Genomic DNA, 22,657 nt, shown 5'->3' with positions numbered 1-22,657 from the left:
CGTCCTTACGCAAAAACATGACCCGAGTCAACGCAGGGGGACGATCGGCGCCAGTCAGGACAGCGGCGTGCCGATCGGCAGCTGGATGCGGATGTTGCGGTGCGGCATGTCGGGGCTGAAGGGCGGCACCTGGCGGACCTGCGACAGGGCGCGGATGGCGGCCGTGTCCAGCGACGTCCGGCCTGACGTCTCGCGGATGCGCAGCCAGCGGACCTCGCCATCGGGGGCGATCTCGACCATCACCTTCATGGCGACGGCGCCAGGGGTGCTGAAGATCTGGATTCCGGGATCCTCCGAGGCCAGCGTCTGCAGGAAGAGATGGACGCAGGTGGCCACCCATGCGTCGCGGTTGGGGATCTGCGGGGCAGCGGAGGGAAGCGCCGGTTGGGCGCGGGCGGCGGGGGCCATGAAAAAAACCGCCATCCCGGTCAGGATGGCGGCGGCAATCGTTAAAAACTTGCGCATGGTCACAATGTCCTGAATCTCCATTGCGCCATTATGACAGGCGCGCCGTCGGATCGTTCCTTTGGCGCGCTAACTAATATCAAGCGGCGATTCTGTCCAGTGCCTCGTGGGCGCGGGCCATGCCGGCGTCGCGGTCGAAGGCCAGGCCATCGGCGGGCACGAAGGTCACGTCCGTGATCCCCAGAAAGCCCAGCATGTGGCGCAGGTAGCCCGAGGCGTGGTCCAGGTCCGAGCCGAGCGGCGTGCCCGCGGCGGTATAGGCGACGAAGGCGCGCTTGTTCTTCAGCAGGCCCTCGGGGCCGGCTTCGGTATAGCGGAAGCTGACGCCGGCGCGCGCGATCTGGTCCAGCCAGTTCTTGAGCTGCGCGGGGATCGCGAAGTTGTAGACGGGCAGGCCGATCACCAGCACATCCGCTGCCTGGACCTGCGCCAGAAGCGCGTCCGAAGTGTCGATGCGGGCCTGCTGTTCGGCGCTGGGGCTGTCGGTGCCGACGCGGACGGCCTGGAACCAGGTCGTGTCGATGGCGGGGATGCCCGCGTTCAGGTCGCGATAGGTGACGGTGGACTGCGGGGCGGTTTCCTGCAGGCGGGCCACGATATCCGCGGTCAGCTGGCGCGAGACGGAGGCGTCGCCGGTGATGGCACTGTCGAGCTGGAGAATGTTCATGGGGACTCCGATCGGTCAATTCTGCGTTGCAGCGTAAGTAGGACTATGCACCGCCGAACGAAACGCCGATAAACGCGCAGGATCTGTGCGGGGATGCACATGCAGGTGGAAAGTTGGGATGATATCCGTGTGGCCATGGCGGTGGCGCGGACGGGGACCGTCAGCGGGGCGGCCGCGACGCTGGGGGTTCACCACGCCACGGTGATCCGGCGGATCGACGCGCTGGAGGCGAGCCTGAAGGCGCGGCTGTTCCAGCGCCACACCCGCGGCTATGCCCTGACGGATGCGGGGCGCGCGCTGCTGAGTGCGGCGACGGCGGCGGATGAGCGGTTCTCGCAGATGGCGTCGCAGATCGCGGGGGCGGGGGACCGGATCGAGGGCGACCTGATCATCACCTCGCTGCCCGAGCTGACCGACCTGGTGATGCCGCGGCTGGTTCCCGTCATGGCGCGTCACCCGGGGCTGCGCCTGACCTATCTGACCGATGTGCGCCTGTTCCGCTTGGACACGGGCGAGGCCCATGTCGCGATCCGCGCGGGGGCGCAGCCGACCGAGGCGGATTACGTGGTGCGCGAGATGGGCCTGGCGCAGCATGTGCTTTATGCCTCGCCCGGCTATGTCGAAAGGCACGGGCCGATCGAGGACCCGCGGAGGCACCGTTTCGCGCTGCCCGGAACCGAGGGGCGGGGGGCGCCCTTCATGCAGTGGCTGCAGGACCGGATCACGCCGGAGAATATCGTCCTGATCTCGAACGAGCCCGCCGCGCGCGAGGCCGTGATACGGGCGGGGCTGGCCGCGGGGCCGCTGCCTCCGGGTCGGACGGAGGGGATGGTGTCGGTGCTGAGCATGCCGGAATGGGATTCGCAGCTGTGGCTGGTGACGCATGTCGACCTGCACCGCACGCCCAAGGTCCAGGCGGCCCTGTCGGCATTGCGCGCCGAGGCCTGAGAATCCTTTCGTCCCCGGGCGTCCTGGTGCAGGTTGCGGCATCAAGGAGACCTGCATGATGTGCAAACCGTTTCGCCTGACACTTTGCAGCGGACCCGCGCGGTCATGAGCCGGCCCGCCGCGATGCCGGCGCCCCTGATCCGCACGCGGATGAGCGCGGGCGACTGGGCGCAGCTGGGGCTGCTGTCGCTGATCTGGGGCGGCTCGTTCTTTCTGATCGGCCTCAGCGTCGGGCATCTGCCGGTCCTGTGGATCGTGGCGATCCGGGTGGCGGTGGCGGCCGTGGTGCTGTGGGCGATCGTGGCGGCGGCCGGGCGGGGGGTGCCGCGCGGGTCCGGCCTGTGGGGCGCCTTTCTGGTGATGGGGGTGCTGAACAACGCGATCCCCTTCGGGCTGATCGTCTGGGCGCAGACCTCGATCCCGTCGGGGCTGGCCTCGATCCTGAATGCGACGACGCCGTTGTTCACGGTCCTGGTCTCGACCCTGGTGCTGGCGGACGAGCGGGCGGGACTGGGGCGGCTGCTGGGGGTCGCGGTGGGCCTGGGCGGGGTGGCCGTGATGATCGGGGTGGACGAGCTGGCGGGCCAGGGGCACGGCGTGGCGCCGCAGCTGGCGATGCTGGGCGCGGCGGTCAGCTATGCCTGCGCCGCGGCCTATGGCCGCCGCTTTCGGGCGCGGGGCGTCGACCCGCTGGTCACGGCCGCGGGCATGGTCACCGGCTCCAGCCTGGTGCTGCTGCCGCTGGCTTTGGCGGTTCACGGGCTGCCGCCTGCGGATGTGCCGGGCCATGTCTGGGCGGCGGTGGGCGTGCTGGGGTTTCTCTGCACCGGCATCGCCTATGTGCTGTTCTTTCGCATCCTGGCGCGGGCGGGGGCCACAAACATCTCGCTGGTGACCTTTCTGGTGCCGGTCTCGGCCATCCTTCTGGGCTGGCTGTTCCTGGACGAGCGGCTGGGCGCGATGCAGGTCGCGGGCATGGCGGTGATCGGCCTGGGGCTGGCGATGATCGACGGCCGGCTGGTCGGGCGCCGGTCCCCGCCCGGATAGGCCGCGTGGTGCAGGGGCGACACCCGGCCGCGGGAAAACCCCGGCCCCGGACCGGGCGACTTTCTTTCGGGACAGCCGCTGGTTAGGGTCGCGCCCAAGGGGACAGGACAAGAGGCGGCCCGTGGCGCATATCATCGTGGTGGGGAACGAAAAGGGCGGGTCCGGAAAATCCACCACCTCGATGCATGTCACGACGGCGCTGGCCCGGACGGGTCACCGGGTGGGGGGCCTGGACCTGGACGTGCGGCAGCGCAGCTTTGGCCGCTATCTGGAGAACCGCGCCGCCTTTTGCGCGCGCGAGGGGATCGACCTGCCCATGCCGGTGATGGGGCAGCTGGGCGAGGGCGGCGATCCGCTGACGCCCGCGCTGGAGGACCTGGAGCGGCGCTGCGACTTCATCCTGCTGGACTGTCCGGGATCCCATACGCGGCTGAGCCAGATGGCCCATGCGCTGGCCGACACGCTGATCACGCCGCTGAACGACAGCTTTGTCGATTTCGACCTGCTGGCGCGGCTCTCGCCCGAGGGCGAGGTCCTGGGGCCGTCGATCTATGCCGAGATGGTCTGGAGCGCGCGGCAGATGCGGGCGCAGGCCGGCGCCGGGCCGATCGACTGGCTGGTGCTGCGCAACCGGCTGGGCACCCAGCAGATGCACAACAAGCGCAAGGTGGGCGGGGCGCTGGCCGCGCTGTCCAAACGCATCGGGTTTCGCGTGGCCCCGGGCTTTTCCGAACGGGTGATCTTTCGCGAGCTGTTTCCGCGCGGGTTGACCCTGCTGGACCTGAAGGATGTGGGGACCGAGGCGCTGAGCATGTCCCATATCGCCGCGCGCCAGGAGTTGCGCGAGCTGATCACCGAACTGAACCTGCCGGGTGTTGCCGTCACGTTCTGATCGGAACCGCCGGGCGGTGGCCCGCATTGCCTGCGGGACGATCGCAATGCGAAAGGAGATCAACATGGCCAAGATCCTGATCATGGCAAGCGAAGGGTTCGAGCAGTCCGAACTGTTCACCCCGCTGGAGAAACTGAAGGCCTCGGGTCACGACGTGCATATCGCGGCCCCGAAGGCCGGGACCATCAAGGCCTGGGACAAGGACGACTGGGGCAAGACGGTCGAGGCCGACCTGGCCATCGCCGACCAGTCGCCCGAGGGTTTCGACGCGCTGGTCCTGCCGGGCGGCGTCATCAACCCCGACAACCTGCGGGTGGACGACAAGGCCGTGGCGCTGATCAAGGCCTTTGCCGATGCCGGCAAACCCATCGCCGCGATCTGCCACGCGCCCTGGCTGCTGGTCGAAGCAGGCTTGGTGTCGGGCCGCAGGATGACCAGCTTCAAATCGATCCGCAGCGACATTCGCAATGCGGGGGCCGAGGTGGTTGATCAGGCCGTGGTCGAGGACCGGGGCGTGATCACCAGCCGCAATCCCGACGATCTGGATGATTTCGTGGCGGCGATCGAGAAGGCCGTCGCCTGAACCGGCAGTGGATGCCGGACATGAAAGGGGCGGCGGAACCTGGTGGTTCTGCCGCCCCCTGTCGTTCTGCGGGTCCTGTCAGGCCAGCATGCCCATCGGGTTTTCCAGATGGGCGACGATCGCCTCCAGCAGTTGCGCGCCGAGCGCCCCGTCGATGACCCGGTGATCGACCGAGAGGGTCATCGACATCACGTTGCGCACCACGACCTCGCCCTTTTCGACGACCGGGGTGGGAATGCCCGCGCCCACGGCCAGGATAGCGCCATGCGGCGGGTTGATGACGGCGTCGAAGTTCTCGATCCCGAACATGCCGAGGTTGCTGATCGCGAAGCTGCCGCCCTGGTATTCATGGGGGGCCAGCTTCTTGGATTTTGCGCGCGCGGCCAGGTCCTTCATCTGAGCCGACAGCGCCGACAGGGTCTTTTGGTGCGCGTCCTTCAGCACCGGCGTGAACAGCCCGCCCTCGATCGCGACGGCCACGGCCACGTCCGACGGCTTGAGCTTGAGGATGCGATCCCCCGCCCAGACGGCGTTCGCGTCCGGCACCTGCTGCAGCGCCAGTGCGCTGGCCTTGATGATGAAGTCGTTGACCGACAGCTTGACGCCCCGGCCTTCCAGCTGCTTGTTCAGCGTGGCCCGGAATTCCATCAGCGCATCCAGCTTGGCCGAGCGGCGCAGGTAGAAATGCGGGATGGTCTGCTTGGCTTCGCTGAGGCGCGCGGCGATGGTGCGGCGCATGCCGTCCAGCTGCACCTCCTCGGTCTCGCGGTCGGCGAACATCTTGAGGACGGCCTCGGTCGACAGGCCCTTGGGAGCCTGGGGCGCCGAAGGGTCCTTGGCGGCGACGGCATGGGTGACCGGGGCCTTGTCCGTGCCCGTGTCGGCGGCCTTGGCCGGGGCGGCGCCCGGCTGGGCGTTCTCGACATCCGCCTTGACGATGCGGCCGCGCGGGCCCGAGCCCGTCAGCTGCGACAGGTCGAGGCCCTTGTCGGCGGCGATGCGCCGGGCCAGCGGCGAGGCAAAGACGCGCCCGCCCTTGTCAGCCGCCGGGGCAGGAGAGGCCGGGGCCTTGCTGCCCTCGTCGCCCGCGACCGGGGCACCGATCGGACCGCCATAGCCCTTTTCGGCCGGCTCGGGCTCCTGGCTGGGCTTGGTGTCCGCCTTGGCGTCGGCCTGGGGCGCGGGTGCGGCCTCGGCGGCCGAGGCATCCTCGCCCTCTTCCAGCAGAACGGCAATGGGGGTGTTGACCTTGACCCCCGCGCTGCCCTCGCTGACCAGGATCTTGCCGATCCGGCCCTCGTCCACGGCCTCGAACTCCATCGTGGCCTTGTCGGTCTCGATCTCGGCGATCACGTCGCCGGATTTCACCTCGTCACCCTCTTTCACTAGCCACTTGGCCAGCGTGCCTTCCTCCATCGTGGGGGACAGCGCGGGCATCAGGATTTCCGTGGGCATCGCGGTGCCTCCCTTACTTGTAGGTGACTTTTTTGACCGCTTCGACGACCTCGGCGGGCGTGATCAGCGCGTGCTTTTCAAGATTGGCGGCATAGGGCATGGGCACGTCCTTGCCGGTGCAGTTGATGACCGGCGCGTCCAGATAGTCGAACGCGTTTTCCATCACATAGGCCGAGATGTGGTTGCCGATCGCGCCGACCGGGAAGCCCTCCTCGACGGTGACGAGGCGGTTGGTCTTCTTCACCGATTCGATGATGGTCCCATAGTCCAGCGGGCGCAGGGTGCGCAGGTCGACCACCTCGGCCTCGATGCCTTCGGCGGCCAGCTTGTCGGCGGCCTCCAGCGCATGGGCCATGCCGATGCCGAAGCTGACGATGGTCACGTCGCCGCCCTGCCGCGCGATGCGGGCCTTGCCGAAGGGGACGGTGAAGTCGGGCAGGTCCGGAACCTCGAAGCTGCGGCCGTAGAGGATCTCGTTTTCCAGGAAGATCACCGGGTTCGGGTCGCGGATCGCCTGCTTGAGGAGGCCCTTGGCATCGGCCGCGCTGTAGGGGATCACGACCTTGAGGCCGGGGATCGCCGCATACCAGGCGGAATAGTCCTGGCTGTGCTGCGCGCCCACGCGGGCGGCGGCGCCGTTCGGGCCCCGGAAGACGATCGGGCAGCCCATCTGACCGCCCGACATATAGAGCGTCTTGGCGGCCGAGTTGATGATGTGGTCGATCGCCTGCATGGCGAAGTTGAAGGTCATGAACTCGACGATCGGGCGCAGGCCGGCCAGGGCCGCGCCGGTGCCGATGCCGGCAAAGCCGATTTCGCTGATGGGCGTGTCCACGACGCGGCGGGGGCCGAACTTGTCCAGGAGGCCCTGGCTGATCTTGTAGGCGCCTTGGTATTCGCCGACCTCTTCGCCCATCAGGAAGACGGTCGGGTCACGCTCCATCTCCTCGGCCATGGCCTCGCGCAGGGCTTCCCGCACGGTCATGGTCTTCATCTTGGTGCCTTCGGGATAGTCGGGGCTGCGGTCGGGCTCGGGGGTCTTGACCTGCTCGACGGCGGACGGGCCCGGCTGGCCCTTGTCGTCGGGGCCTTCCTTGGTCGAGGGCGAGGCGACCTGCGCCGGAACCTTCTCGGCCTGCACGTCGTCGGCGGATTCGCCCTCTTCGACCAGCACGGCGATGGGGGTGTTCACGGCGACGCCCTGGGTGCCCTCGGCCACCAGGATCTTGCCCATGATCCCCTCGTCGACGGCCTCGAATTCCATCGTGGCCTTGTCGGTCTCGATTTCGGCGATGATGTCGCCGGACTTGACCTCGTCGCCCTCTTTCTTGAGCCACTTGGCCAGGGTGCCTTCCTCCATCGTGGGGGACAGGGCGGGCATCAGGATTTCGGTTGCCATGTTACGTCACCCCCTCAGGCGTTCTCTTCCGCGCTGCCCTGGGGCAGCTCAGCGGCGTAAATATCGGTCCACAGCTCGTCCAGCGCGGGCTCGGGGCTTTCCTTGGCGAATTCCGCCGAGTCGTTGACGACTTCCTTGATCTCCTTGTCGATCGCCTTCAGCTCTTCTTCCGTCGCGTGGCTGCCGGTGACCAGGAGGTCGCGGATGTTCTCGATCGGGTCACGCTCGTCGCGCATCTTCTGGACCTCCTCGCGGGTCCGGTACTTGGCCGGGTCCGACATCGAGTGGCCGCGATAGCGGTAGGTCATCACCTCGAGGATATAGGGGCCCTTGCCGGCGCGGCAGTGTGCAACGGCCTTTTCGCCCGCCGCCTTGACGGCCAGGACGTCCATGCCGTCGACCTGTTCGCCCGGAATGCCGAAGGCCTCGCCCCGGCCAAAGAGGCTGGTCGACTTGGTCGAGCGCTTGACGCTGGTGCCCATGGCATACTGGTTGTTCTCGATCACGAAGACGATCGGCAGGTCCCACAGCTCGGCCATGTTGTAGGTCTCGTAGACCTGGCCCTGGTTGGCCGCGCCGTCGCCGAAATAGGTGAAGGTGACGTTGTCGTTGCCGAGGTACTTGTCGGCGAATGCCAGCCCGGCGCCCAGCGGCACCTGCGCCGCGACGATGCCGTGGCCGCCGTAGAAATGCTTTTCGCGGCTGAACATGTGCATGCTGCCGCCCTTGCCCTTGGAATAGCCGCCCTCGCGGCCGGTCAGCTCGGCCATGACGCCGCGGGCTTCCATGCCGCAGGCCAGCATGTGACCGTGGTCGCGATAGCTGGTGATGCGCTTGTCGCCTTCCTTGGCGCAGGCCTCGAGGCCCACGACGACCGCTTCCTGGCCGATGTAGAGGTGGCAGAAACCGCCGATCAGACCCATGCCGTAAAGCTGGCCCGCCTTTTCCTCGAAGCGGCGGATCAGCAGCATGTCGCGGTAGTATTTCAGCAGTTCGTCCTTGGAGACGTTCGAGGGCGTCTCCCTCTGCAGGCTCGGTTTCCTGGCCATGCGGCACATCCTCCGGAAAGCGTGGTCGGAATAGTTCAGCGTTAAACTATCCGTAACGCATCGCCGGGACCCGTGCAATCCCGCTGCCGCGCGGGGGGCGGACAGGCGGGACGTGCCCTACCTGAGGATGATTTCGTCTGCGCGAACAAGGCCCAAGACCTCGCGCGCCTGTTCGTCCAGCAGGTCCAGGTCCAGGTAATCGTCGGACAGGCGCCGGGTCAGGTTCTGCATCTGGGCCACCTCGGCCCGCAGCGTGTCGCGCTGCTGTTCCAGCTCCTCCGTCTCGGCCTCGATCTGGATGCGGCGCAGGATGCCCGAAGGGCCCTGGACGGCGGCGAAGGCGAAATAGAGGCCCAGTGCGCAGGTCAGCACGATGAAGACGGTGGCACCGATCGAAAGGCGTTGAGGCATGGTCTGTTCCTAATGGCGGACCGATGATGGCACAGCGGCCGCGGAGGGGGAATCCCCCTCAGGCGCGGGCGCGAAAGATCGCCTCCAGCCGCCGGGCCTCGTCCTGAAGGCCCCAGGGCGGGTTCAGGATCCACATGCCGGACCCGACCATCGAATGGCCGGGCCGCGCGGGCGGAAAGGCGACCTCGGACAGCAGCGCCTGCGGAAACTGCGTGACCAGCGCGGCGGTCATGGCCAGGTGGCGGTGGTCGGTCAGGATCGGATACCACAGGGCGATGACGCCCACGTTCCACTTGCGCGCGATCAGGGCGATCTGGCGCGGGATTTCGGCATAGTCGGTCTTGACCTCATAGCTGGGGTCGATCAGCAGCAGGCCGCGCCGGGGGGTGGGGGGACAGACCGCCTGCGCCATCTGGAAGCCGTCGCGTGCGTGCAGCGTGGCAAAGCCCGCCACCTGGCGCAGCGCCTCGTGTTCGCCGGGATGCAGTTCCGCCAGATGGGCGCGATCCTCGAAGCGCAGGAAATGCCCTGCGATCAGCGGCGACCCGGGATAAATGCCGGGTCCGCGGATGGCGCGGATCGCGGTCAGCGCCTGCATCAGCGGATGGTCGGGCGGCAGCCAGCCCTCGGCTTCGGCGCGGGCGATGCCGCTGGCGGCCTCTCCGGTCTTCAGCGCCTCGGGGCCGGCCAGATCGTAAAGACCGCGGCCGGCATGGGTTTCCAGGTAGGACAGCGGCTTGTCCTTGCGGGTCAGGTAATCCAGGGCCGAGGCCAGCAGCGCGTGCTTGTGCAGATCGGCCAGGTTTCCTGCGTGATAGGCGTGTTGATAGCTGAGCATGCGCCTGCCTTAGCGTCCCTTGGCGCGGCGCGAAAGGCGTCAATCGGCGCGCTTGACCTCGGATCTGCTCTTGAGCACCTCGTCGCCGTCGTCCTGGCGGATCAGATAGGCGGGCTGGTCCTTGCTGGCCGTGCGCTTGATGTGGCTGCCCTTGATCGTGCGTTCCACGTCGTCGGTGAAGATGTCCGTGATCTTTCCGCTGGCTGTGCTGCCCGACCAGTTCCACGTCACCTTTGTTCCCTTGCGCAGCATCTGCGACCTCCTGGCTTTTGCCGGGGTCAATGCGGTCGGGGCGCGGTGGTTCCGGGGGCGGGAAAAAGGCGCGGCGGCACCCAGGGAGGAGGAGGGGTGCCGCCGCTGAACGCTGGCCCAGGGAGGAGGAGGGGCCGCGTTTGGGGTGCGGTGCCGGCCAGGGAGGAGGAGAGGCCACCACCGCTTGCGCAGGTCCGGGAGGGAGGAGGAGGACCCGGCGCAATCGGTTGCCGCGGATGGGGCGGCTATGAGGAGCGCGGCGACCTCCAGGGAGGAGGAGGGAGGTCGCCGCTGAACGCTGGCCCAGGGAGGAGGAGGGGCCGCGTATGGGGTGCGGTGCCGGCCAGGGAGGAGGAGAGGCCACCACCGCTTGCGCAGGTCCGGGAGGGAGGAGGAGGACCCGGCGCAATCGGTTGCCGCGAATGGGGCGGCTATGGTTTTTGCGGCGACCCCTGGGAGGAGGAGCGGGGCCGCCGCCTTCCGCACTGAACCCGGGGAGGAGGATCGGGTTCCGGCGTGTCTTTGGGCGACATCCCCAGGGAGGAGGAGAGAGGATGTCGCCGGTCCCGGCCCAGGGAGGAGGAAAGGCCGGGAAACTGAATCTTACTTTGCCGAGGCCCAGGCAGCTTCGTGGGCGAGGCGGGTGATCATCGAACGGTTGATGCCCAGATCGTTCAGATCGCGGGTCGTCAGGGCGTTCAGTTCACGCACGGTCTGGCGGTAAACGGCGCGGCGGGCGCGGTTTTCCTGCATGCGCTGGATCGCGGTCAGCAGGCGGCCACGCAGGCCATGGTCGGCGGCGGCGTTCTGTGCTTGGGCGATAACAGCCATTGTCGTATCCTTTCGGTTCGTCTCGTCTTCGCCGTTCCCGGATTGGCCCGGCGCTTCGTTGATCCAAAGATGGCGCTAATGCTGCGGATGCACAACGCACGCTTTGCCAATGCTGCCATGCAGAAAATGCATGCCTTAGGCTGACCTATCGCCTCGCTTATGCCTGAAAAGTTGTCACAAAATTGATACGGTACATTTGTTAGCGGTCACGCCGCGACAGCGAATTCCCGTCTGTTTGAAAGCGGTTAGCGTTGCGCGGCACGGATTGTCGCACGAGGTGTTGAGGCCGCGGCCGCGATGCTGCATGGTCTGTGCCACATTAAGACACAGGTGCCGCACATGCCCGTCAGCCGCGAAACGATCCTTAGGGAAATCTCCGACATCGCCTTGCCGCAGGGCGGAACACTGGGTCAGGCGGATATCGTCCGGGCTGTCGCGGTGGAGGGAGGGACGGTGCGATTCGTCCTGGAGGTCGAGAACGCGGCCACCGCCAAGGCCTTTGCCCCCGTGGAGGCCGAGGCCCGTGCCCGGCTGGAGCGCCTGCCCGAGGTAGACAAGGTGCAGATCGTGATGACCGCCCCCGCCAAGCCCGCGCCGCCCAAGGCGGTGTCGGGCCAGGCACCCTCCCTGAAGATCGGCGGCCACCCGACCGCGCAGGCGGGTCCGATGGCCATTCCGGGCGTTCGCCACATCATCGCCATCGGATCGGGCAAGGGGGGCGTCGGAAAATCGACCGTCACCTCGAACCTGGCGGTGGCGCTGGCAAAGGCGGGGCGCAAGGTCGGATTGCTGGATGCCGACATCTATGGCCCCTCGCAGCCGCGGATGATGGGGGTCAGCGGCCGTCCGGCCAGCCCCGACGGCCAGCGCATCGAGCCGCTGCACGCCCATGGCGTCACCGTCATGTCGATCGGCCTGATGCTGAAGGAGGGCGAGGCGCTGGTCTGGCGCGGTCCGATGCTGATGGGCGCGCTGCAGCAGATGCTGCAGCAGGTGAACTGGGGCGAGCTGGACGTGCTGCTGATCGACCTGCCGCCCGGCACCGGCGACGTGCAGCTGAGCCTGTGCCAGAAGGCACCGGTGACCGGGGCGATCATCGTCTCAACTCCGCAGGACGTGGCGCTGCTGGACGCGCGGCGCGCGATCGACATGTTCGGCAAGCTGAAGACCCCGGTCCTGGGCCTGATCGAGAACATGTCGACCTATGTCTGCCCCAAATGCGGGCATGAGGCGCATCTGTTCGGTCATGGCGGCGTTGCCTCCGAGGCCGAGGCGCTGGGCCTGCCCTTCCTGGGAGAGCTGCCGCTGGAGCTGGAGGTGCGGTTGGCGGGCGATTCGGGTCAGCCGGTCGCCTTGGGCGAGGGAGGCGTCGCGCAGGCCTATGCGCGGCTGGCCGAGCGGCTGGTCGCGGGCGGTTTGGCCTGACGGGATCCGGGATTTTCCGGCACTTGTGGGACTGCACGGGAGGGGGCGCGAGGCGTCCTCTCTTTTTCGTGATCGATCGTGAACATCTTCATTTTTCTCTCGGCAGAAGCTGCTTGCATGGCGCAGAACTGTGCTGATCCTGCCGCAGTCCGGGATTTTGAGGCCCGTAAGCGCCTGTTCCAGATATGGTGTGTCCCTTTGGCAACGTCACCAAGCCTAGGCACCAGATCGCCCGGATTCTCGATTCGGACTGCGCGTGGCGCAAAATGTGATCGTCAGAACGAGGGTCCTGGACGAAGAATACCGTTGCTTCCCATGAATTCCCATGTCACAACGAAATCACGAAAACGGGCAGCGAAAAGGGGCGAAAAGACCCCACGAAGGCGAAGCAGACTTCATACAGGCATCCGTTTTCCAACATAGCCGACCCGCGCGTGCGAGCAGCACCTCCCCCAGGTGGCGCGCGACCGGGTCGGCAACCACCCCGCAAAGGGGCCCGGGTAATCGGGAACGAGGGCGGCGGATCGGGCAGTGGCAGCGGCCCGATCCGCCCTTTCTCTTTCGGAGGTCCCGAAGGAGCAGGCAGGCAGTGAGGGCGGGCGCAAGGTGGCGCGGAAGTTCAGAGGCACCGAAACCGTCAAGGTGGATGGCAAGGGTCGCATGTCGATCCCGGCACGCCTGCGGCGCGTCTTCGATGCCGGCGATCCGTCCTTTGCAGGTTCGAATGCCGGGCGCACGCAGCTGGTGGCCGTTTATGGCCCCGACTGGTGGAACTGGCTGGAGCTTTACACCATCGAGGCCATCGAGGAAATCGACGAGCAGATCGACCGCCTGACCCGCGGCAGCCAGGAGCGCCGCTGGCTGGAACTGCTGATGAACGGCCAGTCCACCGACTTGGAGATCGACCGCGAGGGGCGTCTGGTCTTGCCGGCGAAGCTGCGCGACAAGCTGGGCTTTGCCGAGGGGACCGAGACGATCTTTGAATCGCGCGGCGACTATATCCAGGTCTACCACCCCGAAGAGCGGCCCAAGGACGTGCAGGCGCTGGAGGATTTCGCCGCCCAGCACGGTCCCGACTTTGACCCGCGGGCCTTCCTGCACAAGACGCTGGAAGGCTGAGCGATGGCAGATCCCCATATCCCCGTTCTTCTGAACCCGCTGCTGAGGGCAGTCGCCCCGGTGCGCGGCGTCTGGCTGGACGGCACCTTCGGGGCGGGCGGCTATGCCCGCGGCCTGCTGGAGGCGGGGGCCGACCTGGTGATCGGCGTCGATCGCGATCCGTCGGTCTTTGCCATGGCCGAGGACTGGCGCGGCGCCTGGGGCGACCGGCTGCGGCTGGTCGAGGGGACGTTCTCGGACCTGGACCGGCTGGCGGGGCAGCCGCTGGACGGGGTGGTGCTGGACCTGGGCGTCAGTTCGATGCAGCTGGACCAGGCAGAACGCGGCTTTTCCTTCATGCGCGACGGGCCGCTGGACATGCGCATGGGGGGCGACGTTCCTTCGGCCGCCGACCTGCTGAACACCGCGACCGAGGCCGAGATTGCCGATGTGCTGTATCATTACGGCGAAGAGCGCGCCTCGCGCCGCATCGCCCGCGCCATCGTGGCGGCCCGGCCGCTGACCCGCACCGCGCAGCTGGCGCAGGTCGTGAGCGGCTGCCTGCCGCGGCAGAAGCCCGGCCAGAGCCACCCCGCCACGCGCAGCTTCCAGGCGATCCGCATCTGGGTGAACGACGAGTTCGGCCAGCTGGTGGCGGGCCTGTCCGCCGCCGAGCGGGCGCTGAAGCCGGGCGGTCAACTGGCCGTTGTCAGCTTTCATTCGCTGGAGGACCGGATCGTCAAGCGCTTCATGCAGGCCCGGTCCGACGCGGGCGGCGGCGGCAACCGTTATGCACCCGTGACGCAGGTGGTGGACCCGGCCTTCACCCTGCCGTTTCGCCGCGCCATCGGCCCCGACCCGGACGAGCTGGAGGGCAATCCGCGCGCGCGTTCGGCCCTGCTGCGGGTCGGCATCCGGACCGAGGCGCCGGCAGGCACGGTCGATGCGCGCAGCCTGGCCATGCCGCACCTGCCCGGCCGGGAGGGTGCCTGATGCGGTCGATCACCTATCTGGCCTGCGTGCTGATCGTCATGGGCCTGGCCTTCTGGGCCTATCGCGAGAACTATGCCACCCAGGCCTCGATCGGCGAGATGGGACAGGTCCAGCGCGAGATCGCCGGACTGCGCGAGGAGCTGGGCGTGCTGCGCGCCGAATGGGCCTTTCTCAACCGCCCGGACAGGCTGCGCCAGCTGGTCGACCTGAACTTCGAGCGCCTGCAGCTGGTGCCGGTCGAGACCGGCCAGTTCATCGACCTGGACCATATCGACTATCCCAAGCCGCCCGCCCCGCCCGAATTTGAAACAGACCCCGCAAATCCCGAGGAACAGCCATGATCCGCACCCCTCTGCGCCCCCTGGCCCGCATTCTTCGTGCCCGTGAACGCGGGGAGAACCCCGACGACATCGAGGCCGAGAACCGCCGCCGGCGCCACGAGCAGATCCAGGACCGCGCCCGCCGCCGGGCCGAGGGTCGGCTGGTGCTGATGGCCTGCTGCTTTGCGCTGGCCTTCGGCACGGTCGGGCTGCGGATGGGGGCCCTGGCCTCCAGCCAGCCCTCCGAGCCGCGCGCACAGGTCCTGTCGGCGCAGATCATGTCGCAGCGGGCGGATATCACCGACCGTCGCGGCCGGGTTCTGGCCACGAACCTGCTGACGCATTCGGTCTATGCCCACCCCCACCAGATGGTCGACCCGGTCGCCACGGCGCAGGGCCTGGCGCGGATCTTTCCCGACCTGGATGTCGAGCGCCTGACGCGGGACTTTACCGGCGACCGCAAGTTCCTGTGGATCAAGCGCAAGATCAGCCCCGAGCAGATGCAGGCGGTCCATGACCTGGGCGAGCCCGGCCTGCTGTTCGGCCCGCGCGAGATGCGCATCTATCCCAATGGCGACGTGGCCGGGCATATCCTGGGCGGTTCCGGCTTTGGCAACGAGGGCGTCAGCAGCGCCGAGGTGATCGGCATTGCGGGCGTGGAAAAGGCCTTCGATGCCTGGCTGCGCGACCCGGCGAATGACGGCGCGCCGCTGTCGCTGTCCATCGACCTGACGCTGCAGCAGGCGATGGAGGACGTTCTGGCCTCGGGCATGAACGTGATGAACGCCAAGGGCGCCACGGGCATCCTGATGGAGGTCGCCAGCGGAGAGATCCTGGCCATGGCCAGCCTGCCCGATTTCGACCCCAACGACCGCCCCCGGCCGCTGCTGAAGGGCGATCCGTCCGACAGCCCGCTGTTCAACCGCGCGGTCCAGGGCCAGTACGAGCTGGGATCGACCTTCAAGATCTTTCCGGTCGCGCAGGCGCTGGACCTGGGGCTGATCAACCCGTCCAGCGGCATCAATGCGCAGGCGCCGATGCGCATCGGCCGGTTCCTGATCAACGACTTTCACAACTACGGCCGCGAGCTGAGCGCCACGGACGTGATCGTGAAATCCTCGAACGTGGCGACGGTGCGCATCGCGCAGATGATCGGGGTCGAGCGGCAGAAGGACTTTCTGGACAAGCTGGGCCTGTTCGTGCCCACCTCGATCGAGATGGTCGAGGCGCCCACCGGCCAGCCGCTGGTGCCGCAGCGCTGGCCCGCCGTGACCGCCGCGACGGTCAGCTTTGGCCACGGGCTGGCGGCCAGCCCGCTGCACCTGGCCGCGGCCTATGCCACCATCGCCAATGGCGGCAAGCGCGTGACGCCTACGCTGGTTCATGGCCGCCAGCGGCCCGAGGGCGAGCAGGTGCTGTCGCCCCGCGCCGCCGCCATGTCCATCGACATGCTGCGCCAGGTCGTGACGCGCGGCACGGCGCGCGCCGCCGAGGTGCCCGGATACGAGGTGGCCGGCAAGACCGGCACCGCCGACAAGCCGCGCGCCTCGGGCGGCTATTACAAGAACAAGGTGATCGCGACCTTTGCCTCGGTCTTCCCGGCCAGGGATCCGAAATACGTCCTGATCGTCGCGCTGGACGAGCCCACCGCCGCCATCGGCGCGGGTGCGGAAAGCCGCACCGCCGGCCATACCGCCGTTCCCGTCGCGGCCGAGGTGATCCGCCGCGTGGGCCCGCTGCTGGGGCTGGAGCCGATCACCGACGAAAAACTGCCGACGATCGCCGCGCGCTTCGAACCCCGTGTTGAACACGGCGAAGCCGCTGAGATAAAGCTCGTCGCGAACAAATGACGGGTGGGACTGTGAGCAAGGACGAGGTGACGCTGTCGCAGCTGGGGCTGCACGCGCGCGACGGGCGGGACCCGATCATCACGGGGCTGTCCATCGACAGCCGCACGGTCAAGCCGGGGCACCTGTTCGCGGCGCTTCCGGGTTCGGCCCTGCACGGCGGCGAGTTCATCCAGTACGCGCTGCGCATGCAGGCGGCGGCGGTGCTGACCGACCGCAAGGGTGCCGAGATCGCGGCCGATGTCCTGGCCGGTTGGCCGGGCGCCGTGGTGGTGGCCGAGGACCCGCGCGCGGCCCTGGCGGGAGCGGCGTCCCTGTGGTTCCGCGACCAGCCCGAGCATGTGGTGGCGGTCACCGGCACCAGCGGAAAGACCAGCGTCGCCAGCTTTACCCGGCAGATCTGGCAGGCCCTGGGGCACAAGGCCATCAGCCTGGGGACGATGGGGGTCGAGGGCGATCATCACGCCAAGCTGGCCCATACGACACCCGACCCGCTGACCCTGCATCGCGTCCTGTCCGAGGCCGTCGCGGCGGGCGTGACCCATGCCGCGATGGAGGCGTCGAGCCACGGGCTGGACCAGCGGCGCCTGGACGGCGTGCAGGTCGAGGCGGGGGCCTTTACCAATTTCAGCCAGGATCACCTGGACTATCACGCGGGCTTTGACGAATATTTCGCCGCCAAGGCGCTGCTGTTCAACCACATCCTGCAGGACGGCGCCGCGGCCGTGATCAACATCGACAGCCAGCGCGGGCGGCAGATGGCCGACATCGCCAAGGATCGCGGCCTGGCGCTGACCACGGTCGGCACGGGCGAGAACGCGATGCTGCGGATCCTGGGGCAGCGCTATGACGCGACGGGGCAGGACCTGCGCTTTTCGGTGATGGGCCAGGCGCATCTGGTGCGGCTGGGGCTGATCGGCGGATTTCAGGCCGAGAACGTGCTGGCCGCGATGGGCCTGTGCCTTGCGGCGGGCGATGCGGCCGAGGCGATCATTCGCGTGCTGCCCAATCTGACCACGGTGCGGGGCCGGATGCAGCTGGCCGCGCAGCGCGAGAACGGCGCCGCGGTCTTTGTCGATTACGCCCACAAGCCGGGCGCCGTGACGGCCGCGCTGCAGTCGCTGCGCCCGCATGTGATGGGGCGCATCGTCTGCATCATCGGCGCCGGCGGCGACCGCGACCGCGGCAAGCGCCCGCTGATGGGCGAGGCGGCGCGCGAACATGCCGACGTGGTCATCGTCACCGACGACAATCCGCGCACCGAGGATCCCGCCGCCATCCGCGCCGCCGTGATGGAGGGCGCCGGTCCCGAGGCGACCGAAGTGGCCGACCGCGCGGAGGCGATCCTGCGCGGCGTCGATGCGCTGCAGCCGGGCGACGCCTTGCTGATCTGCGGCAAGGGGCATGAGACCGGCCAGATCGTCGGGCAGGATGTCTATCCCTTCGACGATGCCGAACAGGCCTCGGTCGCGGTGGCGGCACTGGACGGCCGGATATGAGCCTCTGGACCGCGAAGGAGGCCGCCGCCGCAACCGGCGGGCGGGTGCAGGGCGACTGGGTGGCGGGCGGCGTGTCGATCGACACGCGGACGCTGGTGCCGGGGGACCTGTTCGTGGCCCTTCAGGCGGCGCGCGACGGCCATGATTTCGTGGCGCAGGCGCTGGACAAGGGGGCGGCTGCCGCCCTGGTCAGCCGCATTCCCGAAGGGCTGCCCGCCGATGCGCCGCTGCTGGTGGTGCCAGACGTGCTGCGCGGGCTGGAGGATCTGGGCCGCGCCGGCCGCGCCCGCACGCGCGCTAGGGTTGTCGCGATCACCGGGTCGGTGGGCAAGACCTCGACCAAGGACATGGCGCGGGCGGCGCTGGCGGGGCAGGGGCGTATCCACGCCGCCGAGGCCAGCTACAACAACCACTGGGGCGTGCCGCTGACCCTGGCGCGGATGCCGGCGGACACCGATTTCGCGATCATCGAGATCGGCATGAACCACCCCGGAGAGATCGCGCCCCTGTCGCGCATGGCACGCCCGCATGTGGCGCTGATCACCACCGTCGCGGCCGCGCATCTGGAGGCCTTTGGCGTCATCGAGGGCATCGCCCGCGAAAAGGGCGCCATCTTCGAGGGGCTGGAGCCGATCGGCACGGCCGTCCTGCCCGAGGATCTGGAGGTGACCCAGATCCTGCGCGATTGCGCGGATGCGGCGGGCGCCATCGTCGTGGGGTTCGGCGAGCATGGCGCAGCACGCCCATTGCGGATCCAGCCGGCCGAGGGGCGCCTGTCCTGCAAGGCCCGGATCACCGGAGAGACCGTCGATTTCACCCTGTCCACCACCGGGCGCCACTTTGCCATGAACGCGGTCGGCGTGCTGGCGGCCCTTGCGGCGGCGGGCGCGGACCTGAAGCAGGCGGCGGCGCGGCTGGCGGAGTGGCAGCCGCCGAAGGGGCGGGGCGCGGTCGAGGATCTGGGTGACATCCGCCTGATCGACGACGCCTTCAACGCCAATCCCGCCTCGCTGTCGGCGGGGCTTGCGATGCTGGCCGGCCTGCCGGCCGAACGCCGTGTCGCGATCCTGGGCGACATGCTGGAATTGGGCCCGGACGAGGTCGCGCTGCACCGTGCGGTGGCCCATGACCCCGCGATGCAGTCGGTGGGGCTGGTCCATTGTGCCGGACCGCGCATGCGCCACCTGCACGAGGCACTTCCCGAAGCCCGGCGCGGGCTGTGGACTGAAACGGCGGCCGAGCTTGCCGCCCGCGCCGCCGAACTGGTCCGACCGCAGGATGTCGTGCTGGTGAAGGGATCGAAATCCTCGCGCATCTCGACCGTGGTCGAGGCGCTGCGGGCCATGGCCGCCCAAGACAAAGGATAATGCCATGCTCTACTGGCTCAGCAACCTCTCCGAGGGCGGGGATCTCTTCAACCTGTTCCGCTATATCACCTTCCGGGCGGGGGCGGCCTTCTTCACGGCGCTGTTCTTCGGCTTCATCTTTGGGCGTCCGCTGATCAACCACCTGCGCCGCGTCCAGAAGAAGGGCCAGCCGATCCGCGACGACGGCCCGCAAAGCCACCTGTCCAAGGCCGGCACGCCGACCATGGGGGGGCTGCTGATCCTGTCGGCGCTGCTGGTCTCGACCTTGCTCTGGGCGCGGCTGGACAACGGCTATGTCTGGGTCGTGCTGCTGGTCACCGCCGGTTTCGCCGGGATCGGCTTTGCCGACGATTATGCCAAGGTCACCAAGCAGAACACCAAGGGCGTCAGTTCGCGCATCCGCATGCTGCTGGGGCTGGTGATCGCCGCGCTGGCGGGGCTGGCCGCATCCTTGATGCATCCCGACGCGCTGACGAACCAGCTGGCCCTGCCGATCTTCAAGGACGCGCTGATCAACCTAGGCTTCCTGTTCATTCCCTTTGCGATGATCGTGATCGTGGGTTCGGCCAATGCCGTGAACCTGACCGACGGCCTGGACGGCCTGGCGATCATGCCGGTGATGATGGCGGCGGGCACCCTGGGCATCATCGCCTATACGGTCGGTCGCGTCGACTTTACCGAATACCTGGGCGTCCACCATGTGCCCGGCAGCGGCGAAATCCTGATCTTTGTCGCGGCGCTGATCGGCGGTGGCCTGGGCTTTTTGTGGTACAACGCCCCCCCGGCGGCGGTCTTCATGGGCGATACCGGCAGCCTGGCCCTGGGCGGCGCCCTGGGGGCCATCGCCGTGGTCACCAAGCACGAGATCGTGCTGGCGATCGTCGGCGGCCTTTTCGTGGTCGAGGCGCTCAGCGTGATCATCCAGGTGCTCTACTTCAAGCGCACCGGCAAGCGTGTCTTCCTGATGGCGCCGATCCACCACCATTTCGAGAAGAAGGGCTGGGGCGAGGCGCAGATCGTCATCCGCTTCTGGATCATCGCGCTGATCCTGTCCCTGATCGGCCTGGCCACGCTGAAGCTGCGCTGATCTTCTTTTATGCCCAAATATCCTCGGGGGTCCGGAGGCAGAGAGCCTCCGGCCGCGACATCAGGAGCCCGTCATGATCCCTGTCCAGGCTGTCGAAGACCAGACTATCGCCGTTCTCGGCCTGGGGCGTTCGGGCAAGGCCACCGCTGCCGCGCTGCAGGCCGGCGGCGCGCGGGTCGTGGTCTGGGATGACAGTGTCGACACCCGCGAGGCCGCAGCGGCCGAGGGGCTGTCCATCGTCGACCTGACCCGGGACGAGGGCTGGGAGGGCGTCGCGGCGCTGATCGTGTCGCCGGGGATCCCGCATCTTTATCCGCGCCCGCATCCCGTCATCCAAGAGGCCTATGCCCGCGGCATCCCGGTTGACAACGACATCGGCCTGTTCTTTCGCAGCTATGCCACCGACGACTGGCAGGGCTTTGATCGTGCGCCCCGCGTTGTTGCGGTGACCGGGTCGAACGGCAAGTCGACCACCACCGCGCTGATCCACCATATCCTGGTATCCTGCGGGCGGCCCGCGCAGATGGGCGGGAACATTGGGACCGGCGTGCTGTCGCTGGAACCGGCCATCGACGGCGAGGTGGTGGTGCTGGAGCTATCCAGCTATCAGACCGACCTGGCGCGGGCGCTGACCCCGGATGTCGCGGTCTTCACCAACCTGTCGCCGGACCATCTGGACCGGCATGCCGGGCATGGGGGCTATTTCGCCGCCAAGCGCCGCCTGTTCGCCGAGGGTGGACCTGACCGCGCCGTCATCGGAGTGGACGAGGTCGAGGGCCAGTATCTGGCCAACCAGCTGGCCATGGGCCCGCGCGATGACCGGGTGATCCGCGTGTCGGCGGGGCAGAAGCTGGAAGGCATGGCTTGGTCCGTCTTTGCCCGCAAGGGATTCCTGTCCGAATACCGCAAGGGGCGCCAGGCCGCCTCGATCGACCTGCGCGCGGTGCGGGGCCTGCCGGGCGCGCACAACCACCAGAACGCCTGTGCCGCCTATGCCGCATGCCGCGCCCTGGGCCTGGCCCCGCGCGACATCGAGGCCGCCTTCCACAGCTTTTCGGGCCTGCCGCATCGCAGCCAGACCGTGGCCGAGATCGGCGGCGTCCGCTTTGTGAATGATTCCAAGGCCACCAATGTCGATGCGGCCGCCAAGGCGCTGCAGGCCTTTGACCGCATCCGCTGGATCGCCGGGGGCCTGGGCAAGGAGGGCGGCATCGCCGCGCTGGCACCGCATCTGGGGCGGGTCGCCAAGGCCTACCTCATCGGTCATTCCGCCCGCGACTTTGCCCTGGAGATCGGCCAGACCCCCTACGAGATCGCCGAGACCATGGACCAGGCCGTGGCCCGCGCCGCAGCCGATGCCGAGGCGGGGGACACGGTCCTGCTGGCGCCGGCCGCCGCCAGCTTTGACCAGTACCCGAACTTCGAGAAGCGTGGCGAGCACTTCGTCCAGCTGGTCGAGGCGCTGGATCGAAACGGCCAAGCCTCCTGAATCCTGCAGGCGCCGGGGCTTCGGGGCCGCTTGCATCCTCCGCGGCTTTCGCGAAAGCCTTGGGCACAACAGGGCAGGGGGATGCATGACGGTGATGATGGATGCAGAGGCGCTGAACGCCTTTCTGGCGCGGGACTTCCCGCAGGTGGCCGGCAGCTATCGCGTGGAGCAGGTCGAGGAGACGCGGCTGGTCGCGCGGCTGGTGACGGAGGAGGAGCATCTTCGCCCCGGCGGCACGGTCAGCGGGCCTTCGATGTTCGCACTGGCCGACCTGGCGATCTATTGCGCGATCCTGGCGCGGATCGGACCCGTGGCCTTGGCGGTGACGACCAATGCGTCGATCGACTTCATGCGCAAGCCCGCAGCCGGGCGGGATCTGTTGGCCGAATGCCGGCTGCTGAAGCTGGGCCGGGTGCTGGCCGTCGCCGAGGTGCTGATCTTTTCGGAAGGGCAGGTCGAGCCGGTGGCGCGCTGCTCCATGACCTATTCGATTCCGCCAAAACCGCGCGAATCCATGGGTGTGCGATACGGTATTTAAATACCTATATTTTAATGCGCTGTAATTGTTCGGGAATTGGGAGCGTGAGGCGCTTGACGCAGCGCCGGCAATCCCCGATATACCCGCATCTCGAATGATTACGACCCTGAAGGGACGACCGATGAAAACCTATACCGCGAAACCGGCGGAGATCGAG

24 protein-coding genes (1 of these 24 only partly in view) are annotated in these 22,657 nt (G+C 67.9%); 15 read left to right on the top strand and 9 right to left on the bottom strand.

The genetic code is table 11. The annotated features are described in order from the left end of the window. Nucleotides 1–54: 54 nt before the first annotated feature. Both ACZ2G3_RS12330 and ACZ2G3_RS12325 read right to left on the bottom strand, forming a co-directional pair. The gene (locus tag ACZ2G3_RS12330) at nt 55–465 is read right to left on the bottom strand and encodes a TonB family protein (RefSeq protein ID WP_470396334.1); all 411 of its coding nucleotides are present in this window, start codon (nt 463–465) and stop codon (nt 55–57) included. 79 nt (nt 466–544) lie between these two features. Further along, complete coding sequence (locus ACZ2G3_RS12325; RefSeq protein WP_470396332.1) at nt 545–1,132, bottom strand: FMN-dependent NADH-azoreductase; 588 nt, start codon at nt 1,130–1,132, stop codon at nt 545–547. A gap of 99 nt (nt 1,133–1,231) precedes the next feature. Here ACZ2G3_RS12325 and ACZ2G3_RS12320 point away from each other — a divergent pair, with 99 nt between their 5' ends. From ACZ2G3_RS12320 to ACZ2G3_RS12305, 4 genes are all read left to right on the top strand, one after another. Next, nucleotides 1,232–2,080 (top strand): LysR family transcriptional regulator, encoded by an 849-nt coding sequence (locus ACZ2G3_RS12320; protein WP_470396331.1) that lies wholly within the window; start codon nt 1,232–1,234, stop codon nt 2,078–2,080. Between the two features lie 105 nt (nt 2,081–2,185). Then, nucleotides 2,186–3,127, top strand: a complete 942-nt coding sequence (locus ACZ2G3_RS12315; RefSeq protein ID WP_470396329.1) for a DMT family transporter — start codon at nt 2,186–2,188, stop codon at nt 3,125–3,127. 121 nt (nt 3,128–3,248) lie between these two features. Continuing rightward, nucleotides 3,249–4,019 (top strand): division plane positioning ATPase MipZ, encoded by a 771-nt coding sequence (locus ACZ2G3_RS12310; RefSeq protein ID WP_470396327.1) that lies wholly within the window; start codon nt 3,249–3,251, stop codon nt 4,017–4,019. Nucleotides 4,020–4,083: 64 nt separating this feature from the next. Continuing rightward, a complete protein-coding gene (locus ACZ2G3_RS12305; protein WP_470396326.1) occupies nt 4,084–4,602 on the top strand; it encodes a type 1 glutamine amidotransferase domain-containing protein in 519 nt (172 codons plus the stop codon). Between the two features lie 78 nt (nt 4,603–4,680). On the opposite strand, the gene ACZ2G3_RS12300 is transcribed toward ACZ2G3_RS12305, so the two are convergent. The 7 genes from ACZ2G3_RS12300 to ACZ2G3_RS12270 all read right to left on the bottom strand — a co-directional run bounded on the left by ACZ2G3_RS12300 (nt 4,681) and on the right by ACZ2G3_RS12270 (nt 10,837). Continuing rightward, nucleotides 4,681–6,057, bottom strand: a complete 1,377-nt coding sequence (locus tag ACZ2G3_RS12300; protein WP_470396324.1) for a pyruvate dehydrogenase complex dihydrolipoamide acetyltransferase — start codon at nt 6,055–6,057, stop codon at nt 4,681–4,683. 13 nt (nt 6,058–6,070) lie between these two features. Beyond that, nucleotides 6,071–7,456 (bottom strand): pyruvate dehydrogenase complex E1 component subunit beta, encoded by a 1,386-nt coding sequence (locus ACZ2G3_RS12295; protein WP_470396322.1) that lies wholly within the window; start codon nt 7,454–7,456, stop codon nt 6,071–6,073. Between the two features lie 14 nt (nt 7,457–7,470). Next, nucleotides 7,471–8,505 carry a pyruvate dehydrogenase (acetyl-transferring) E1 component subunit alpha gene (gene pdhA, locus ACZ2G3_RS12290; RefSeq protein WP_470396321.1) on the bottom strand — a complete coding sequence of 345 codons (1,035 nt, stop codon included), beginning with the start codon at nt 8,503–8,505 and terminating at the stop codon, nt 7,471–7,473. A 117-nt stretch (nt 8,506–8,622) separates the two neighbouring features. Continuing rightward, on the bottom strand, nt 8,623–8,916 hold the full coding sequence (locus tag ACZ2G3_RS12285; RefSeq protein ID WP_419270690.1) for an FtsB family cell division protein: 294 nt from the start codon (nt 8,914–8,916) through the stop codon (nt 8,623–8,625). A gap of 58 nt (nt 8,917–8,974) precedes the next feature. Continuing rightward, complete coding sequence (locus tag ACZ2G3_RS12280; RefSeq protein ID WP_470396318.1) at nt 8,975–9,754, bottom strand: 23S rRNA (adenine(2030)-N(6))-methyltransferase RlmJ; 780 nt, start codon at nt 9,752–9,754, stop codon at nt 8,975–8,977. A 39-nt stretch (nt 9,755–9,793) separates the two neighbouring features. Continuing rightward, nucleotides 9,794–10,006, bottom strand: coding sequence for a hypervirulence associated TUDOR domain-containing protein (locus ACZ2G3_RS12275; protein ID WP_419270694.1), 213 nt, complete (start codon nt 10,004–10,006; stop codon nt 9,794–9,796). 603 nt (nt 10,007–10,609) lie between these two features. After that, nucleotides 10,610–10,837, bottom strand: a complete 228-nt coding sequence (locus ACZ2G3_RS12270) for a DUF1127 domain-containing protein (RefSeq protein ID WP_419270697.1) — start codon at nt 10,835–10,837, stop codon at nt 10,610–10,612. A 339-nt stretch (nt 10,838–11,176) separates the two neighbouring features. Here ACZ2G3_RS12270 and ACZ2G3_RS12265 point away from each other — a divergent pair, with 339 nt between their 5' ends. From ACZ2G3_RS12265 to rplM, 11 genes are all read left to right on the top strand, one after another. Then, nucleotides 11,177–12,262, top strand: a complete 1,086-nt coding sequence (locus ACZ2G3_RS12265; protein ID WP_419270698.1) for an Mrp/NBP35 family ATP-binding protein — start codon at nt 11,177–11,179, stop codon at nt 12,260–12,262. A gap of 606 nt (nt 12,263–12,868) precedes the next feature. Beyond that, nucleotides 12,869–13,381 carry a division/cell wall cluster transcriptional repressor MraZ gene (locus tag ACZ2G3_RS12260; protein ID WP_419270700.1) on the top strand — a complete coding sequence of 171 codons (513 nt, stop codon included), beginning with the start codon at nt 12,869–12,871 and terminating at the stop codon, nt 13,379–13,381. A 3-nt stretch (nt 13,382–13,384) separates the two neighbouring features. Then, a complete protein-coding gene (gene rsmH / locus ACZ2G3_RS12255; RefSeq protein WP_470396316.1) occupies nt 13,385–14,353 on the top strand; it encodes a 16S rRNA (cytosine(1402)-N(4))-methyltransferase RsmH in 969 nt (322 codons plus the stop codon). Beyond that, nucleotides 14,353–14,694: a cell division protein FtsL gene (ftsL, locus tag ACZ2G3_RS12250; protein WP_419270704.1), complete on the top strand. Its 342-nt coding sequence runs from the start codon at nt 14,353–14,355 to the stop codon at nt 14,692–14,694. Before rsmH ends, ftsL begins: the two co-directional genes overlap by 1 nt. Further along, nucleotides 14,691–16,523: a peptidoglycan D,D-transpeptidase FtsI family protein gene (locus ACZ2G3_RS12245; protein WP_470396314.1), complete on the top strand. Its 1,833-nt coding sequence runs from the start codon at nt 14,691–14,693 to the stop codon at nt 16,521–16,523. The genes ftsL and ACZ2G3_RS12245 overlap by 4 nt, the downstream gene beginning before the upstream one ends. Next, nucleotides 16,520–18,019 (top strand): UDP-N-acetylmuramoyl-L-alanyl-D-glutamate--2,6-diaminopimelate ligase, encoded by a 1,500-nt coding sequence (locus ACZ2G3_RS12240; RefSeq protein ID WP_419270709.1) that lies wholly within the window; start codon nt 16,520–16,522, stop codon nt 18,017–18,019. The genes ACZ2G3_RS12245 and ACZ2G3_RS12240 overlap by 4 nt, the downstream gene beginning before the upstream one ends. After that, nucleotides 18,016–19,386: a UDP-N-acetylmuramoyl-tripeptide--D-alanyl-D-alanine ligase gene (locus tag ACZ2G3_RS12235; protein WP_470396313.1), complete on the top strand. Its 1,371-nt coding sequence runs from the start codon at nt 18,016–18,018 to the stop codon at nt 19,384–19,386. The genes ACZ2G3_RS12240 and ACZ2G3_RS12235 overlap by 4 nt, the downstream gene beginning before the upstream one ends. A gap of 4 nt (nt 19,387–19,390) precedes the next feature. Further along, nucleotides 19,391–20,473, top strand: a complete 1,083-nt coding sequence (mraY, locus tag ACZ2G3_RS12230) for a phospho-N-acetylmuramoyl-pentapeptide-transferase (protein WP_419270723.1) — start codon at nt 19,391–19,393, stop codon at nt 20,471–20,473. Nucleotides 20,474–20,546: 73 nt separating this feature from the next. Beyond that, nucleotides 20,547–21,962, top strand: a complete 1,416-nt coding sequence (gene murD, locus ACZ2G3_RS12225; RefSeq protein ID WP_470396312.1) for a UDP-N-acetylmuramoyl-L-alanine--D-glutamate ligase — start codon at nt 20,547–20,549, stop codon at nt 21,960–21,962. Nucleotides 21,963–22,047: 85 nt separating this feature from the next. Next, the gene (locus ACZ2G3_RS12220) at nt 22,048–22,500 is read left to right on the top strand and encodes a PaaI family thioesterase (protein WP_470396311.1); all 453 of its coding nucleotides are present in this window, start codon (nt 22,048–22,050) and stop codon (nt 22,498–22,500) included. A gap of 121 nt (nt 22,501–22,621) precedes the next feature. Next, nucleotides 22,622–22,657: the beginning of a 50S ribosomal protein L13 gene (gene rplM / locus ACZ2G3_RS12215; RefSeq protein WP_470396310.1), read on the top strand. Its footprint extends 429 nt past the window's final position; the window shows 36 of its 465 coding nt (coding positions 1–36); its start codon is at nt 22,622–22,624; its stop codon lies off the right edge, out of view.

The organism is Paracoccus sp. KKT209 (genome assembly GCF_055635455.1).
This window is presented reverse-complemented; position numbering and strand designations above follow the sequence as displayed.

Coding starts and splice junctions, on each gene's coding strand:
- ACZ2G3_RS12300 (WP_470396324.1), bottom strand. CDS start 6,057: ATGCCCACGGAAATCCTGATGCCCGCGCTGTCCCCCACGATGGAGGAA.
- ACZ2G3_RS12235 (WP_470396313.1), top strand. CDS start 18,016: ATGAGCCTCTGGACCGCGAAGGAGGCCGCCGCCGCAACCGGCGGGCGG.
- ACZ2G3_RS12220 (WP_470396311.1), top strand. CDS start 22,048: ATGACGGTGATGATGGATGCAGAGGCGCTGAACGCCTTTCTGGCGCGG.
- rsmH (WP_470396316.1), top strand. CDS start 13,385: ATGGCAGATCCCCATATCCCCGTTCTTCTGAACCCGCTGCTGAGGGCA.
- pdhA (WP_470396321.1), bottom strand. CDS start 8,505: ATGGCCAGGAAACCGAGCCTGCAGAGGGAGACGCCCTCGAACGTCTCC.
- ACZ2G3_RS12265 (WP_419270698.1), top strand. CDS start 11,177: ATGCCCGTCAGCCGCGAAACGATCCTTAGGGAAATCTCCGACATCGCC.
- murD (WP_470396312.1), top strand. CDS start 20,547: ATGATCCCTGTCCAGGCTGTCGAAGACCAGACTATCGCCGTTCTCGGC.
- ACZ2G3_RS12245 (WP_470396314.1), top strand. CDS start 14,691: ATGATCCGCACCCCTCTGCGCCCCCTGGCCCGCATTCTTCGTGCCCGT.
- ACZ2G3_RS12270 (WP_419270697.1), bottom strand. CDS start 10,837: ATGGCTGTTATCGCCCAAGCACAGAACGCCGCCGCCGACCATGGCCTG.
- ACZ2G3_RS12330 (WP_470396334.1), bottom strand. CDS start 465: ATGCGCAAGTTTTTAACGATTGCCGCCGCCATCCTGACCGGGATGGCG.
- ftsL (WP_419270704.1), top strand. CDS start 14,353: ATGCGGTCGATCACCTATCTGGCCTGCGTGCTGATCGTCATGGGCCTG.
- mraY (WP_419270723.1), top strand. CDS start 19,391: ATGCTCTACTGGCTCAGCAACCTCTCCGAGGGCGGGGATCTCTTCAAC.
- ACZ2G3_RS12325 (WP_470396332.1), bottom strand. CDS start 1,132: ATGAACATTCTCCAGCTCGACAGTGCCATCACCGGCGACGCCTCCGTC.
- ACZ2G3_RS12275 (WP_419270694.1), bottom strand. CDS start 10,006: ATGCTGCGCAAGGGAACAAAGGTGACGTGGAACTGGTCGGGCAGCACA.
- ACZ2G3_RS12240 (WP_419270709.1), top strand. CDS start 16,520: ATGACGGGTGGGACTGTGAGCAAGGACGAGGTGACGCTGTCGCAGCTG.
- ACZ2G3_RS12320 (WP_470396331.1), top strand. CDS start 1,232: ATGCAGGTGGAAAGTTGGGATGATATCCGTGTGGCCATGGCGGTGGCG.
- ACZ2G3_RS12285 (WP_419270690.1), bottom strand. CDS start 8,916: ATGCCTCAACGCCTTTCGATCGGTGCCACCGTCTTCATCGTGCTGACC.
- ACZ2G3_RS12280 (WP_470396318.1), bottom strand. CDS start 9,754: ATGCTCAGCTATCAACACGCCTATCACGCAGGAAACCTGGCCGATCTG.
- ACZ2G3_RS12305 (WP_470396326.1), top strand. CDS start 4,084: ATGGCCAAGATCCTGATCATGGCAAGCGAAGGGTTCGAGCAGTCCGAA.
- ACZ2G3_RS12295 (WP_470396322.1), bottom strand. CDS start 7,456: ATGGCAACCGAAATCCTGATGCCCGCCCTGTCCCCCACGATGGAGGAA.
- ACZ2G3_RS12315 (WP_470396329.1), top strand. CDS start 2,186: ATGAGCCGGCCCGCCGCGATGCCGGCGCCCCTGATCCGCACGCGGATG.